Source organism: Methylobacterium sp. 2A, from assembly GCF_009806555.1.
In the GTDB taxonomy this organism is placed as follows: Bacteria; Pseudomonadota; Alphaproteobacteria; order Rhizobiales; family Beijerinckiaceae; genus Methylobacterium.
The window spans coordinates 229,924-244,289 of sequence record NZ_VUOK01000062.1 but is presented as its reverse complement, the minus strand read 5'-3'; the positions used below and the strand labels follow the sequence as shown (position 1 = coordinate 244,289).

Sequence of the window (14,366 nt, the reverse complement as noted above, 5' to 3'; positions counted from 1 at the left end):
CCACGCGATCGCCTTTGCTCACACCCACGCATGCGCGCCGCCATCCGGCTTCGGCCCGCACCGCGTTGGCGCCTCACTGTGTTGACATCGTGTATACAGCCTGCCACCCATATCGGGTCGCGTCCCGGCGTGACGTCTCGGACAGGACGCAGTGATCATGACGGATGTCACGGAACGCCCCGCCGCACGGCAGGATCCGGCTCGCCGCGGTTCCACCATCAATTTGCGGGTTGAGACGGAGACCCGCGACCTAATCGATGCGGCGGCCTCAATCATCGGGAAGACGCGCACCGAGTTCATGATCGAGACCGCACGTCGGCATGCGATCGACGTGCTCCTCGATCAGCGCCTCTTCGTGCTGACCCCCGACCAGCACGACGCCTTTACGCAGGCGCTCGACAATCCGCGCCCCGCCGGCGCGCACCTGAAGGCGCTGATGAAGCGGCGCCCACCATGGGAAACGTGACGGGTCCGCCGGCCGCCGACAAGGGCAGGCTGAGGGCGCCCGCTCATCTCTCCGCGGCTCATTGCGTCGACAACTTCGATTGCGGGCAGCCATCGCTCAACGAGTGGATCCGCAGGCGGGCCGGCGTCAGCGAGGGGCGGACGGCGCGCACCTACGTGGTCTGCGACGGCGACGACGTGGTCGGCTACTACTGCATCGCGAGCGGCAGCGTTGAACGCGGTGCGCTGCCGGGCAAGATGAAGCGCGCCCGGGGCACGCCGAATCAAGTCCCGGTCGCGATCATCGGACGCTTGGCGCGCGATCTGCGCCATCGCGGGACCGGCCTCGGGCAGGATCTGCTCCGGGATGCCCTGTTGCGGATCATCGGTGCGTCCGAGACGATCGGTATCCGTGCCATCCTCGTTCATGCGCTCGACGAGGCCGCAGCCAAATTCTGGACGGAAGCCGAATTCCAGGAAAGCCCGATCGGCTCGCACACCTTCTTCATGCCGATCGAGACGGCGATCGACGCGCTGGCGTGAAGGGCCGGAAGGTCATGGGATCTGGTTTAACCTGCCGTTAAGCCTGTCCCGGGGAGGATCGCCTCCATCGTTCCCGCTGCCCACGAGGCCCCGCGCATGCCGGATACCAGCGCCCTCCACGCGGCGTCCGACGTCCTCGCCGCGGGCCGACAGGTCCAGGGCGGCCGGATCCGGGCGATCTCCGAGAACCTCGCCAACGCGGATTCGGTCTCCGAGACGCCGGGTGGTGCACCCTACACCCGCAAGATCGCCGTGTTCGCCCCCGTGTTCGCCGACAACCCGCGCGACCCGGTCGGCCGCATCGCGCGGGATACCAGCGCGTTCCGCAGCCGCTACGACCCGTCGAACGTCGCCGCCGACCCCCGCGGCTACGTCCAGTTGCCGAACGTGAATGCCGCCACCGAAACGGCCGACCTGCAGACGGTGGTCCGGAATTACGAGGCCAATCTCAGCGCCTCGGGCATCCTCGACTCGCTGAGCCGGGCGACGCTCGACCTCCTCAGCTGATCCGGGCGTGGCGCCTGCCGTAGCCGGCGTAGATGGCGAGCCCGATCGCCAGCCAGAGCGCGAGGCGGATCCAGGTATCGGCCGGCAGCGAGGCCATCAGCACCAGGCAGGACAGGATGCCGAGCCCGGCGACGAGCGGCGCCGCCGGAACCCGGAAGGGTCGCGGCCGGGCCGGATCCCGCCGGCGCAGGATCAGCACCGTCGCGCAGACGAGGCAGAAGGCGAGCAGCGTGCCGATGCTCACGATCTCGCCCAGGATGTCGATCGGCACGAGGCCCGCCAAAGCGGCCGTGAACAGGCCGATCACGATCTGGCTGGCGGCGGGCGCCCGCGTCACGGGATGGACCTGACAGAAGACCTTCGGGAGGAACCCGTCGCGGGCCATGGCGAAGAAGATCCGGCCCTGGCCGAACAGGGCGGTCAGCGCCGAGGTGGTCAGGCCGATCAGGGCGCCGATCTTGATCACGGTCGCGAAGGCCGAGAGCCCGATCGCGTCGACCGCCTTGGCCACCGGATCGGCGACGTCGAGGTCCCGGTAGGGCACGAGGCCGGTGAGCACGACCGCCATCGCCACGTACAGCACCGTGGTGATCAGGAGCGAGCCGATCAGCCCCGCCGGCGCGTCGCGCTGCGGCGCCCGGCACTCGCCCGCGGCGGTCGCGACCGTCTCGAACCCCACGAAAGCGAAGAACACCACCGCGGCGCCGCGAAAGACGCCGCTCCAGCCAAAGGCGCCGAAGGTCCCGGCATTCTCGGGCACGAAGGGATGCCAGAGGTCCGGCCGGAGATGGACGGCGCCGACGCCCACGAAGGCCAGGATGATCGCGATCTTGCAGGCGACGAGGAGACCGTTCACCAGGGAGGCCTCCCGGGTGGCGCGGGTCAGCAGGGCGGTGAGCAGCAGCACGATGGCGACGGCCGGCAGGTTGACGATCCCGCCCTCGCCCGGCGCGCCGGCGAGCGACGGCGGCAGGCGCAGGCCGAAATCCGCCGCGAGCGACTGCGCGTAGCCCGACCATCCCACCGCCACCGTGGCGGCCGCGACGGCAAATTCGAGGACGAGATCCCAGCCGATGATCCAGGCGGGAAACCGGCCGAGGCTCTCGCGGGTGTAGGTGTAGGTGGAGCCGGCCTCCGGGATCATGGCCGCCAGCTCGGCGTAGCACAGGCCGACGAGACCGCAGGCGATCCCGCCGATCACGAAGGACAGGCTGAGCGCCGGCCCCGCATATTGCGCCGCCGCCGTCCCCGTGAGCACGAAGATGCCCGCACCGATCGTGGCGCCGAGGCCGATGGCGATGAGGCCCGGGACCGTGAGGGTCCGGAGGAGTATCCCATCCGGCTCAGACACTGCGTCGGGACCCCTGGTCATCGCCGATTCCGCCATCCCGTCCGTGCTCCCTGATCGCCCGACATAAGGACGTGCAAGGGACACGCCGCTAAGCTTGTCTGGGGCTGGTCATCCCACCGTCACGCAGACTGGATCACCTCCGGTGTCCCGCGTCGAGGCCGCTAGTCCGGCTGGTCCCGAGGCGGCCTCAGGGTCGGTGCCGCCCCAGGCGCCGACGCCCCCGCGATCAGCCTCGTATCGGTCCGGAAGAGCCGGGCGATCAAGCCGGCGAAGCGGATGAAGGCGCGGCCCTGCGGGGTGATGACGTAACCGTCCCCTCTCGGGGCCACGTTGCCCGAGGCTTTCTGCTCGGCCAGTCGCCGCTCCATCTGGCGGAACGTGCCGAGATAGACCGCGTCGAACACCGCCCGGGCACGGTCCGCGTCGAAGCTCTCGTCGGGATGCGCCGCCATCTGCCCGAGCAGGAATACGCTGACCGAGCGGTCGACCGTGACGGGAAGGACGACGAAGCCGCTCAGGTTGAGGGACAGCGACAGCACGCAGGCCCCGAGGGCGTCGCGCCGCCGCAACCCCCAGGCGCGGCCGAGGCCGGTGAGCGCCACGGCCGCCGCCAGCGTGAGCAGGAAAGCCACGACCAGCAGCAGGAGGCCGCGGTAGAACAGGATCGTCACGCCGGACCACAGGTCCGTCTGGAACAGCAGCACGAACGTGCCGAAGCCGACAACCAGGGTCCCCAGATGCAGAAGCGCCTGTGCGCCGACCCAGCGCAGGGCCCGTCCGGTGCCGGACAAGGAAGGCTCAGTCATCGAGGTCCTCGACGCGCAGGATCCGCACGAGCGGATCCGCATAGACAGCCCGCCTGCGCCAGATCCAGGATTCGGGTTCGCCCCAGGCGGCATCCGCGGCCGTGACCACCAGGGCGCCGATCCCGGCCTCGGCCGCCCGGCGGCGCACCTCCGCGGCGGGCAGGGTCGCGTCGAAGATCGGCGCGACCGCGGTGAGGCGCGCCGCGACCGCCTCGGGCGCTGCGCCGAACAGGCGCGCCTCGCGGTCGGCCACCGCCACGGGCTGCGTGCCGTAGAGGCCGAAATCGAAGACGCGCCGCGGAAGCGGTGAGGCTTGCAGGACCAGATCCCGGGGCAGGTGCGTGCCGGCCCAGGCATAGGCGGCGCGCAGCGACCGATCGATGTCCGGGCGCCGGTTGAGGATGGCGAATTGCGGATGCCCGGCGGCCGGATAGGCGCGCATCCCGACGAAGCCGTAGAGCGTCGTTGCATAGCCGAGGAGGAGCAGCGCGCCGAGCGATCCCGAGAGCCGGAGCCGCGCCCCCGGGCTGATCCGGGTCAGGGCCACGACGGTCCAGACGAGCGCCGAGACCTGCGCGAGCAACACCACGCGGGCGCCGAGATCGTTGTAGAGGATCGCCGAACGGACGAATCCGCCGAGCAGCAGGCTCGCTGCCGCGCAGATCGTGAGCAGCCGGCCCGCCTCGCTTGCGTGAGCCTCCCGGCGCGGCACGACCTTCCAGAACAGGAGCGCGCCGCCCGCGAAGACGCCGAGCGCGACGTAGTAGTTCATCGGCAGCAGGATCAGCCGGAGCAGGTCGAGGCCCGGCCCGTCGTCGATCTGCTCCAGGGGGCCGAAGCGCCGGATCGCGAAGCGGATCGTGCCGCCTGTATCGGTCCGGTTCGCCAGGATGCCGAGGAGGTAGGGCGCGGCCAGGACCGCGCTGAGGAGCCCCGCCGCCCCGAGCCGGGCCGCGTCGTGCCAGCGGCGCTCGAATCCGAGCAGCGCGAGCCAGATCCCGGCCGCCGCGGCCGTGCCCAGGCAGACCCAGACCGAGAGCCCCGCGCAGGCCGCGAAGGCGAGCGCTGCCGTGACGATACCCACGATATCGGCGCGGCGATCCGGTCGCGGCCGGTCGGCGCGTTCGGCCAGGACCAGCAGGCCGAGCCAGCCCGCCAGGGCGCCCGCGACGTGATGCGGCACCCAGACCAGGGAGGTCGGCCAGTTGACGACCTGCTCGTTCAGCCATTCCGGGATGGGAATCCAGAAACCCGACGCCGCCCGGTCCAGGAGCACCAGCAGGATGTCGAGGCCGCCCGCCGGCACAAGCACCAGCACCGCCCGGCGCAGCAGTCGGGGCGAAACGTCCCGCGCGAGCCCGGTGGCGGCGAGCAGCCGGTCCAGCAGGCCGAGGAGCGCGATCCCGGTCCAGGCGGCGAGCCCCGCGAAGGCGGTGCGCCCGTCGACCAGCCGGCCACCGGCCCAATCCACCAGGGCGGTCAGCGTGTAGAAATAATAGTAGTACCCGGCCCGCTCCGGACGGGCGAAGAACGGGTCCACCGGCGGGAGGCCGTGCGCGGCGATCGCCCGGGTCAGGGCCGCGTGCTTGACGAGGTCGATGACCGTGAGCGGCTGGCGGAGGGCGGTGCCGGTGTCGAGATCGATCAGCGCGTAGGTCACGATCCCGAGCCAGAGCGCGCCGAGCGCCAGGGCCGGGCGGTCGAGCGGACCACGCAAGTCCCGGAGGGCCGGACGCAGGGCGGTGAGCCCGAGGCCACCGTTCGCCAGGGCCGCCACGGGCAGGCCGGCCGCCTGGATCAGCAGGGCGTCGAGGGCGGGCAGGAGCGCGATGCCGAACAACGCCGCGCACAGCGCGCGCCGGCCGGGCGGCAGCGTCCGGAATCCGAGCACGCCGGTGATCGTGCCGAGCGCGTAGCCCGGCAGGAGGACGAGGGGAACGCCGAGCAGCGTCGCGAGCAGGACACCGCACGCATCCGAGAGGGTGCCGTTCATCGCCGGGCCGCGTTTCGTGCGCGCTCCCGATTAGCACCGGGGCGTTAACCGTTTCCTCGGATGAGCGACTGGTATTCGGCGGCTCGACCGCCCCTACCCCGGGGCTGGCATATCCCCTGGTTTCGTGTATGGATCGCGCGGCCTCGACCCGGGTTACCGGGCGGGGCTTGAGCCGCTTGGCGCTGTGACCGTGCTGGACGACATCCCGGCACCGGCCGAACGCCGAGCCCGCGCGCGCCCGTACGGGGCGCCGCATCCGATCAGCACAACCCGAAAGGCACGCGATGTCGATCACGGCAGAGCGCAAGACCGCGCTCATCAAGGAACACCGCAAGGACGCCAAGGACACCGGCTCCCCCGAGGTCCAGGTGGCGATCCTGACCGAGCGGATCACCAACCTCACCGGCCACTTCAAGACCCACGCCAAGGACAACCATTCCCGGCGCGGCCTCCTGAAGCTGGTCTCGCAGCGCCGCTCGCTGCTCGACTACGTCAAGCGCAAGGACGAGGCCCGCTACCGCGCCCTCATCGAGCGTCTCGGCATCCGCCGCTAAGGCGTCTATCGCGCGGTTCCGGGCCCGGCCCGGGGCCGCGTTTCACCATCGCGGGCTGCCGGAATGGGTCCGGCCTCCCCACAAGCGGGCCGCTTCGAGGCGCCGGCATCGGGGCAGGATCGCGAGACACTTCATTGGGTGAGTGTCTCGCCGTCTTGCCCCCGGCGGCGCCGGGCCAACGCCCGCCGCAGGCAAGGAAGAGATCAGGAATGTTCGACGTTCAACGCGAAGAGCTGATGTGGGGCGACCGCAAGCTCGTCCTCGAGACCGGCAAGGTCGCCCGGCAGGCCGACGGCGCCGTGGTCGCCACCTATGGCGAGACCTCGGTGCTCGCCACCGTGGTCGCCACCAAGGAGCCGAAGCCCGGCGTGGACTTCATGCCGCTCACCGTGAACTACCAGGAGCGCGCCTACGCGGCCGGCCGCATCCCGGGCGGCTACTTCAAGCGCGAGGGCCGTCCCTCCGAGAAGGAGACCCTGGTCTCCCGCCTCATCGACCGCCCGATCCGGCCGCTCTTCGTCGAGGGCTGGCGCAACGACACCCAGGTCGTCGTCACCGTCCTGACCCACGACCTCGAGAACGATCCCGACATCGTGTCTATGGTCGCGGCCTCCGCGGCGCTGACCCTCTCGGGCGTGCCGTTCATGGGCCCGATCGGCGCGGCGCGCGTCGGCTACGTCAACGGCGGCTACCGGCTGAACCCGCTGGTCACCGAGACCAAGGAAGAATCGTCCCTCGACCTCGTCGTCGCCGGCACGCAGGATGCGGTGCTGATGGTCGAGTCGGAGGCGAAGGAACTCTCCGAGGAGATCATGCTCGGCGCCGTGATGTTCGGCCACAAGCACTTCCAGCCGGTGATCGAGGCGATCATCCGCCTCGCCGAGAAGGCCGCCAAAGAGCCGCGCGACTTCAAGGCCCCCGAGAACGCCGACGTCGAGAAGGCGGTGCTGGAGGTCTGCGAGGCGGAACTCCGCGCCGCCTACACCAAGACCGTCAAGCAGGAGCGCTACGCCGCCGTCGACGCCGTGAAGGCGAAGGTGATGGAAGCCCTCTGCCCCGAGGGCGCGGAAAAATTCCCGGCCGAGAAGGTCAAGGCCGCCTTCAAGGAGGCCCAGTCGAAGGTGGTCCGCTGGAACATCCTCGACAGCGGCGCCCGGATCGACGGCCGCGACGTGAAGACGGTCCGCCCGATCCTCTCCGAGGTCGGCGTGCTGCCCCGCGCCCACGGCTCGGCCCTGTTCACCCGCGGCGAGACCCAGGCGCTCGTGGTGGCGACGCTCGGCACCGGCGAGGACGAGCAGTTCATCGACGCGCTGGAAGGCACCTACAAGGAGCGCTTCCTGCTCCACTACAACTTCCCTCCCTATAGCGTCGGCGAGACCGGCCGGATGGGCTCCCCGGGCCGTCGCGAGATCGGCCACGGCAAGCTCGCCTGGCGGGCGATCCGCCCGGTCCTGCCGCCGGCCCACGAGTTCCCCTACACGATCCGCGTCGTGTCGGAGATCACGGAGTCCAACGGCTCGTCCTCGATGGCCTCGGTCTGCGGCGGCTCGCTGTCGCTGATGGATGCCGGCGTGCCGCTGCGCCGTCCGGTGGCGGGCATCGCCATGGGCCTCATCCTGGAGGGTGAGCGCTTCGCGGTGCTGTCCGACATCCTCGGCGACGAGGATCACCTCGGCGACATGGACTTCAAGGTGGCCGGCACGGACGAGGGCGTGACCTCGCTCCAGATGGACATCAAGATCGCCGGCATCACCGAGGAGATCATGAAGATCGCCCTCGCACAGGCGAAGGAGGGCCGCGCCCATATCCTGGCCGAGATGTCCAAGGCCCTGACGGCGGCCCGTCCCGAGCTCGGCGAGTACGCGCCGCGCATCGAGACGATGCAGATCCCGACCGACAAGATCCGCGACGTGATCGGCACCGGCGGCAAGGTGATCCGCGAGATCGTCGAGAAGACCGGCGCCAAGATCAACATCGAGGATACCGGCGTCGTGAAGATCGCCTCCTCGGACGGCAAGGCCATCAAGGCCGCCTACAACTGGATCCGCTCGATCGTGGCGGAGCCGGAGGTCGGTGTGATCTACGACGGCACGATCGTGAAGTGCATGGAGTTCGGCGCCTTCGTGAACTTCTTCGGCGCCAAGGACGGCCTCGTCCACATCTCGGAACTCGCGGCGAACCGCGTCGCCAAGGTGACGGACGTCGTCAAGGAAGGCGACAAGGTCAAGGTGAAGTTCCTCGGCCAGGATGACCGCGGCAAGATCCGCCTGTCCATGAAGGTCGTCGACCAGCAGACCGGCGAGGACATCACCGAGAAGGTGAAGGCCCAGCGCGACGCCGAGCGGGCCGAGCGCGGCGACGAGCCGCGCGAGCCCCGCGAGGGCGGCCGCCACCGCGGCGAGCGCCGCCGCGAGGCGGGCGAGTAAACATCAGCACGACCCGCGCGGGCTCCGACCGGCGCGGGACGTTTCGAGACGGGCGCGGTCTGCACGGGCCGCGCCCTTTTCTTTGCGCATCATCGTCTTTGCGAACGGAGCGAACCGATCCAGCGCAGCACGACACTTGTGGATGTTGCGCGGCCCTGGGTCACTTGGCTGCGCTCGTGATGATGGGGCGGGCTGCATCGCTCGAAGACGCTCATCGCCTCACCCGCCCGCCCGCAGCGCCTCCAGCATTGGCCGCAACTTGTGCTTGCGCTTATGCGTCGCGATCAGATCCTCGATCCGGCGGGTCCAGTCCTCGAAGCGGCCGGCCGCGTCGTAGGCCCGCGCGGCGCAGCCGAGCCAGTCCGCCGCCTCCGCGTACTGGCCGGCCATACCCGCATCCATGATCCGCGCCGCATGGCGCTCCGCCAGGGCGATCACCCAGTCCGGATGGCTGGCATGGGCGGCCTCGGCGAGCCGACGCAAGACGGCCGTGCTGGTGTCCGGCCCGGCGGCCGCGACGGCTTCGTCGATCATCCCTTCGTCGAGCAGGATCGCGACGCGGTCATGGGCGTGCTTGGCCTTGGCGAGAACAGCAAGAAGTTCGGTGCGCAGGGACGGCCACGCCGCGCCGGAGGCGGTCTTTGCGGCGCCGAAATCGGCCCGCGACAGCGTCGCCGCGAAGGCCATCCGGGCTGCCCGCACGGCGAGGTCGCCCCGGGCTTTGTCCCGCAGCCAGCGCGCCAGGGGCGCCATCGCGGAGCCCGGATGCCGGAGGCCGTGCGCGCCGCCCTCCCCGCCCGGCCCCCCGAGGTCCAGACCGGCCTCGGCCACGGCCAGCGCCTCCTTGCGCCGGCCCGCCGCATCGAGCGCCTGCGCGAGATCCAGCGCCTCCGCCGGCTTCGAGAAGGTGGCCCTGGCATGCGCCACCGCCTCCGCGACGCGTCCGAGCCGCACGAGCTTCTCGGCATAGCGCGTCTGCGCGCCCGCGGCCCGGGCGAGGTTGAGATAGGCGTCGTCCCGGCCGCTGCCGTCGAGCACCCGCAGCCTCACCTCGGTAAGCGCGACGTCGTCGAGATCCGCCTCCCCGGCGGGCCAGGAACCGGGAGCGCCGTCGAGGATCGCCTGCAGGTTCGGATCGTCCCACCCGCTCTCCAGCGCCCGGATCGCCACCCCGAAGCCGTTGGGACCCATCTCGTCGAGCCGCTCCTCCCAATCCGTCAGCGTCTCGCGTAGGCGCCGGCGCTCCCGCGCGTCGAGGTCGGTCATCAGCGCGGCCTCGGCCATCATCCGCCCGAGATCCCCGAACAGCAGGTAGGTCTCCTCGTCGTGCTCGTAGAGATAGTCGAGCCAGTCCTCGACCAGCGGCTCGGCCACCGCCTCCAGGATGCGCAGGGCGTTGCGGCCATCGCCCGCCTCCAGGAACGGCACCGCCTTCTCCACCAGGGCGCGCAGCTCCGCGTCGTTGCCGTGGGGCCGGTAGCCGTCCCAGTAATCGTCCCGGCGGTAGCGCCCGGCGAGCACGGTGCGGGCTCGCGCTGCGAGCGGCGCCGGATCGATCTCGGCGCTCCCGGTGCCGGACTTTGCGCCGGCTTTGGGCGCGGTGGCGAGTTCCACCTCGATCCACTCGGTCAGATCGGGATCGAGGGCCGCCCGCCGCAGGATCAGGCCGGCCAGCGCATCCCGGTCGAGGGCTTCGAGGCGGCTCGCGAGGGGCGGCCGCTCGTCGAGGGTCGGCCCCGCCTCGACGGCGGCCAGAAGGGTCGCCACGATGTGCTTGCAGGCATCGCCCCATTCGTACGGGCAGGTGCAGGCGGTCGCGGCGATCCGGCCGTTATCGAGCCGTACCGTGACCCGGTAGGGATCGACATCGCTGCCGGCCACCGACGCGCTGATCGTGTCGCCCCGGGCCACGAGGTCCGACACGGCGCCGTCGTCGCAATAGGCGCGGCCGCGCGCGAACACCGCGGGTTCGGCGAGGGCGCGGATCGCGGCCTCATCCGGCAGCGGGCGCGACGGTTTTCGCGGCATCCGCGACCTCCCGTTCGGGCCGAGGTGGGAACGCCGCTCGCTGGCCCGCGTTCGACCGGCGACCCCAATCCAAGGATTCTTTCATGGCCAACGACATGATGCACGACATCTTCAGCGGGCAGCCGAACCTGTCCACCACGGAGCGCGCCGTCTCGGTGGCGCTCGGCCTCGGCATCGCGGCGGCGGCCGCCCAGCCCCGGCCCAACAAGCTCCTGAGCCTGCTGGCCCTCGTCGTCGGCGTCGGCTTGGCGGTGCGCGGCGCCACCGGCCATTGCGCCGTGAAGGCCGCCTCCGAGCATTTCTGAGTCACGGCCCGACGGGCGGGCAAAAAAGAGGGGCGCCCCGCGGGGCGCCCCTCGTCGTATCCGGGCTGTCGGACCGGTCAGTAGGTCGTGGTGCGGCGGCCGGCGATCAGGCCGTAGATGAACAGCACCACCACGGCGCCCACGATGGCGCCGATGAAGCCCGCGCCCTGGTTGGGGCCGTACCAGCCGATCGCCTGGCCCAGGAAGGTCGCCACGAAGGCGCCGACGATGCCGAGGATCGTGGTCAGGATGAAGCCGGCCGGCTCGTTCGGGCCCGGCATGAGGAACTTGGCGATGACGCCGGCGAGGAACCCGATGATGATGGTCCAGAGGATACCCATGACAAACCCCAAGGCCTGATTGTCGATGCCGGCAGAACGCACCGCAGCCCGCGACGGTTGCCCGCAGCCTGCGACAAGACGACAAATTTCCTCAGCTTCCCCGCGATGCGCGGACGCGCCGCCCTTTACGGATGCCCGGCCCCGGCGGCAGATACGCCGGTTCTGAGGTTTCGGAGACGGGTATGGACATTCAGCGGATCGAGCCGGGCAAGCGCATGGCGCAGGCCGTGACCTTCGGCGACATGGTCTATCTCGCCGGGCAGGTCGCGTCCGACACGGTCGGGACCGGCGTCACGATCCAGACCCAGCAGATCCTGTCCGAGATCGACCGGCTGCTGGCGGCGGCCGGCAGCGGCAAGGAGCGCATCCTCTCGGCGACCGTCTACCTCGCCGACATCGCGACCTTCGCGGAGATGAATGCCGCCTGGGATGCCTGGGTCTCCCCGGAGAATCCCCCGGCCCGCGCCACCGTCGAGGCCAAGCTCGCCGCCCCCGAATACCTCGTCGAGATCGTGGTCGTGGCGGCGAGGAGCCGGTGAGCTGTCCCCGCCGCTCCAGCCTGGCGGCCGTAGCCCTCGCCGTCCTGGCGGCGCTCGGCTCCGCCGCGACGCCCCGGGCCGCCGAGGAGCGGGTCCTCAACATCTACAACTGGTCGGACTATATCGACCCGCAGGTGCTTGAAGCCTTCACCCGGGAGACCGGGATCAAGGTCGTGTACGACACCTACGACAACAACGAGATCCTGGAGACGAAGCTGCTCGCGGGCCGGTCCGGCTATGACCTCGTCGTGCCGTCCGGGCCCTACCTGCAGCGGCTGATCCGGGCCGGCGCCTTCCTGCCGCTCGACAAGTCCAAGCTGAAGAACCTCGGCAATCTCTGGCCGGAGGTCACCAGCCGGCTCGCCGCCTACGATCCCGGCAACACCTACGCGGTCGACTACATGTGGGGCACCACCGGGATCGGCTACAACGTGGCCGCGGTCCGCGAGCGCCTGGGCGCCGGCGCGGCGGTGAATTCCTGGTCCCTCGTCCTCAATCCCGCCTCCGCCAACAAGCTGAAGGAGTGCGGGATCATGATGCTCGACAGCCCGGAGGACCTGATCCCCAGCATGCTGCCGGCCTTCGGCGCCAAGGCGGATTCCAAGCGCTGGGACGACATGACCCTGGTGACCGACGCCCTCTACAAGGTGCGCGGCACCGTGCGGAAGTTCCACTCGTCCGAGTATATCCAGGCGCTCGCCAACGGCGATATCTGCGTGGCGGTGGGCTATTCGGGCGACGTCATGCAGGCCAAGCGCCGGGCCGACGAGGCCAAGAACGGGATCGACATCGCCTACGTGGTGCCCAAGGAAGGCGCCCTGATGTGGTTCGACACCTTCGCGATCCCGAAGGATGCCGCCCACCCGGCCGAGGCGCTGGCCTTCATCGACTACATGATGCGGCCGGAGGTGGCGGCGGCCAACACCAACTTCGTCTCCTATGCGAGCGGCAACCTCGCGGCGAAGAAGTTCGTGAAGCCCGAGATCCTGAACAATCCCGGCATCTACCCGGACGAGGCGACGATGCAGCGCCTCTCGACCAACACCGCCTGGGACGACCGCACCCAGCGGTTCATCACGCGGCTCTGGACCCGGGTCCGGACCGGGCGCTGAGTCGGGAGCCGGCGCGCCGGCTCCCCTTTTCCGGACGCTCTAGTGCTTGAGATCGTCCGGCACCTTGCCGCCGTTCTCGGCGAGCTTCTGCATCACCTGCTTGTGCAGCCAGATGTTCATCGTGGCCGAGTCCTCCTTGTCGCCGCTGTAGTGCAGCTCGTCGGCGAGCTGCTTGCGCGAGGCGAGGCCGGAATCGAGGCCCAGCAGCTTCATCAGGTCGACGATGGAGTGGCGCCAGTCGAGCTTCTGCGGGTTCTTTTCGGCGAGGCTGTTGAGCACCGCCTCGACATCCACGGGGTCGCTGCCGCCCGCGGTCCCGGGGGCCGAGGGCGTCGACGGGGTGCTGGTGCCGGCCGGGCCGCCCGAGCCCGCTGTAGGCGCAGGTGCGGCATCCGCGGTCCCGCCGCCGAACGGGTGGAGGATCTTGCCGACGATGCTGCCGAGGAGGCTCATGGGTCCGCTCCGATAATGCGGCCCGGCCTGACGTGCCGGGCGGGCGTTTAACGGGCGGTTCCAGCTCGGCGTTCCGACAGGGCGACCACGACTCGGCCACCGCCGCGCGGATCCTAGCCGTGGGCGCGATGGAGCGCGACGCCGAGCAGGCTCAGGCCGAGCACAAGGCACACCCCGCTCCAGCGTTCCAGAGTGGCGGCGCGGGCGGGATCCTGAAGAGAGACGCGTGCCAGCGCCACACCGCACATCAAACATATCAAGCTTATCACGATGACCGGCGTACTCCTTTGAATCCGGAATCGATACGCGTAGCCATAATCAGTTTTCGCGCTTATGCGAGTCAAAAAATAGCGTAGTCAATTTGGGTTAAGACAATGACCGTGGACGGGTCGCGGGAACGTGCTCTAGGCTTCAGGGATAAGATCTGAAGTTGTGGCGCCAATGCGTCTGCAACTGTGAAATTTCTGTCATGCGAGCGGCCAATCCGACCATCGGATAAGGTAATATGTCGTGCTTTGATGAGACTCCGGTCGTCTATCATTGATGGTCGCGCGTATGGGTGCCGTCAGGAACGGCAGCGCGTCGGATTCCGATCCCTCACAAAACTGGGATCTCGCCCCGATCGAGCAGAGCCGAGACGAGCGTCGCGTATTCGTCCGCTACGGTCCCGCGCGGTTCCTCACGGCCGGCACGGCCGTACCAGTAGCGCGCATTGCCCGGATCGCCCTCGATGCGGTGGAGATGGGCGTGCACCCAGGCCGCATCGCGGTCCGGTTCCGCCTGCACCAGGGCGTGGGCCTGCTCCCAGCCGGTCGAACTCGGCCCGGACGGGTTCCTGGCCAGCCACCAGAGCGCGGCGAGCGGTGCCGGCCAGTTCGCCGGCGGGGCGGTCGCGGCCAGGGTCGCCGTGAAGGCGGCAGGCAGGTTCTCGGTCACGGCGCTCTCCTCGCGTCCCCCGGAT

General features: G+C 70.0%; 15 protein-coding genes. 8 read left to right on the top strand and 7 right to left on the bottom strand.

Annotated elements, in window-relative coordinates:
- The first annotated feature begins 157 nt into the window (after nucleotides 1–157).
- The 3 genes from FVE89_RS29565 (at nucleotide 158) to FVE89_RS29555 (ending at nucleotide 1,494) form a co-directional block, all read left to right on the top strand.
- On the top strand, nucleotides 158–466 hold the full coding sequence (locus tag FVE89_RS29565; RefSeq protein ID WP_161393712.1) for a DUF1778 domain-containing protein: 309 nt from the start codon (nucleotides 158–160) through the stop codon (nucleotides 464–466).
- Complete coding sequence (locus FVE89_RS29560; RefSeq protein ID WP_161393711.1) at nucleotides 454–987, top strand: GNAT family N-acetyltransferase; 534 nt, start codon at nucleotides 454–456, stop codon at nucleotides 985–987. Before FVE89_RS29565 ends, FVE89_RS29560 begins: the two co-directional genes overlap by 13 nt.
- Before the next feature lie 96 nt (nucleotides 988–1,083).
- Complete coding sequence (locus FVE89_RS29555; protein ID WP_161393710.1) at nucleotides 1,084–1,494, top strand: flagellar basal body rod C-terminal domain-containing protein; 411 nt, start codon at nucleotides 1,084–1,086, stop codon at nucleotides 1,492–1,494.
- Here FVE89_RS29555 and FVE89_RS29550 read toward each other — a convergent pair.
- From FVE89_RS29550 to FVE89_RS29540, 3 genes are all read right to left on the bottom strand, one after another.
- On the bottom strand, nucleotides 1,487–2,881 hold the full coding sequence (locus FVE89_RS29550; RefSeq protein WP_161393709.1) for an amino acid permease: 1,395 nt from the start codon (nucleotides 2,879–2,881) through the stop codon (nucleotides 1,487–1,489). The genes FVE89_RS29555 and FVE89_RS29550 overlap by 8 nt on opposite strands.
- Before the next feature lie 125 nt (nucleotides 2,882–3,006).
- Nucleotides 3,007–3,651 carry a hypothetical protein gene (locus FVE89_RS29545; RefSeq protein WP_161393708.1) on the bottom strand — a complete coding sequence of 215 codons (645 nt, stop codon included), beginning with the start codon at nucleotides 3,649–3,651 and terminating at the stop codon, nucleotides 3,007–3,009.
- Entirely contained in the window at nucleotides 3,644–5,644 is a 2,001-nt protein-coding gene (locus tag FVE89_RS29540) for a hypothetical protein (RefSeq protein ID WP_161393707.1), read from the bottom strand. Before FVE89_RS29540 ends, FVE89_RS29545 begins: the two co-directional genes overlap by 8 nt.
- Before the next feature lie 284 nt (nucleotides 5,645–5,928).
- Between FVE89_RS29540 and rpsO the strand changes: the two genes are divergently transcribed.
- Together rpsO and pnp are read left to right on the top strand one after the other, a co-directional pair.
- Entirely contained in the window at nucleotides 5,929–6,198 is a 270-nt protein-coding gene (gene rpsO / locus FVE89_RS29535) for a 30S ribosomal protein S15 (protein WP_010685305.1), read from the top strand.
- 209 nt (nucleotides 6,199–6,407) lie between these two features.
- On the top strand, nucleotides 6,408–8,627 hold the full coding sequence (pnp, locus tag FVE89_RS29530; protein WP_161393706.1) for a polyribonucleotide nucleotidyltransferase: 2,220 nt from the start codon (nucleotides 6,408–6,410) through the stop codon (nucleotides 8,625–8,627).
- A gap of 219 nt (nucleotides 8,628–8,846) precedes the next feature.
- On the opposite strand, the gene FVE89_RS29525 is transcribed toward pnp, so the two are convergent.
- Nucleotides 8,847–10,655, bottom strand: a complete 1,809-nt coding sequence (locus FVE89_RS29525; protein ID WP_161393705.1) for an SWIM zinc finger family protein — start codon at nucleotides 10,653–10,655, stop codon at nucleotides 8,847–8,849.
- Nucleotides 10,656–10,738: 83 nt separating this feature from the next.
- On the opposite strand from FVE89_RS29525, the gene FVE89_RS29520 reads away from it, so the two are divergent.
- A complete protein-coding gene (locus FVE89_RS29520) occupies nucleotides 10,739–10,960 on the top strand; it encodes a YgaP-like transmembrane domain (protein ID WP_012317941.1) in 222 nt (73 codons plus the stop codon).
- Nucleotides 10,961–11,037: 77 nt separating this feature from the next.
- Here the strand turns inward: FVE89_RS29520 and FVE89_RS29515 are convergent, their stop codons facing one another.
- Nucleotides 11,038–11,301 (bottom strand): GlsB/YeaQ/YmgE family stress response membrane protein, encoded by a 264-nt coding sequence (locus tag FVE89_RS29515; protein WP_012317940.1) that lies wholly within the window; start codon nucleotides 11,299–11,301, stop codon nucleotides 11,038–11,040.
- Between the two features lie 182 nt (nucleotides 11,302–11,483).
- On the opposite strand from FVE89_RS29515, the gene FVE89_RS29510 reads away from it, so the two are divergent.
- Both FVE89_RS29510 and FVE89_RS29505 read left to right on the top strand, forming a co-directional pair.
- The gene (locus FVE89_RS29510) at nucleotides 11,484–11,840 is read left to right on the top strand and encodes a RidA family protein (protein ID WP_161393704.1); all 357 of its coding nucleotides are present in this window, start codon (nucleotides 11,484–11,486) and stop codon (nucleotides 11,838–11,840) included.
- A 44-nt stretch (nucleotides 11,841–11,884) separates the two neighbouring features.
- Nucleotides 11,885–12,952, top strand: coding sequence for a polyamine ABC transporter substrate-binding protein (locus FVE89_RS29505; RefSeq protein WP_161393740.1), 1,068 nt, complete (start codon nucleotides 11,885–11,887; stop codon nucleotides 12,950–12,952).
- Between the two features lie 39 nt (nucleotides 12,953–12,991).
- On the opposite strand, the gene FVE89_RS29500 is transcribed toward FVE89_RS29505, so the two are convergent.
- Both FVE89_RS29500 and FVE89_RS29495 read right to left on the bottom strand, forming a co-directional pair.
- A complete protein-coding gene (locus FVE89_RS29500) occupies nucleotides 12,992–13,405 on the bottom strand; it encodes a DUF3597 domain-containing protein (RefSeq protein ID WP_161393703.1) in 414 nt (137 codons plus the stop codon).
- A 597-nt stretch (nucleotides 13,406–14,002) separates the two neighbouring features.
- Entirely contained in the window at nucleotides 14,003–14,341 is a 339-nt protein-coding gene (locus FVE89_RS29495; RefSeq protein WP_161393702.1) for a hypothetical protein, read from the bottom strand.
- Nucleotides 14,342–14,366: the final 25 nt, after the last annotated feature.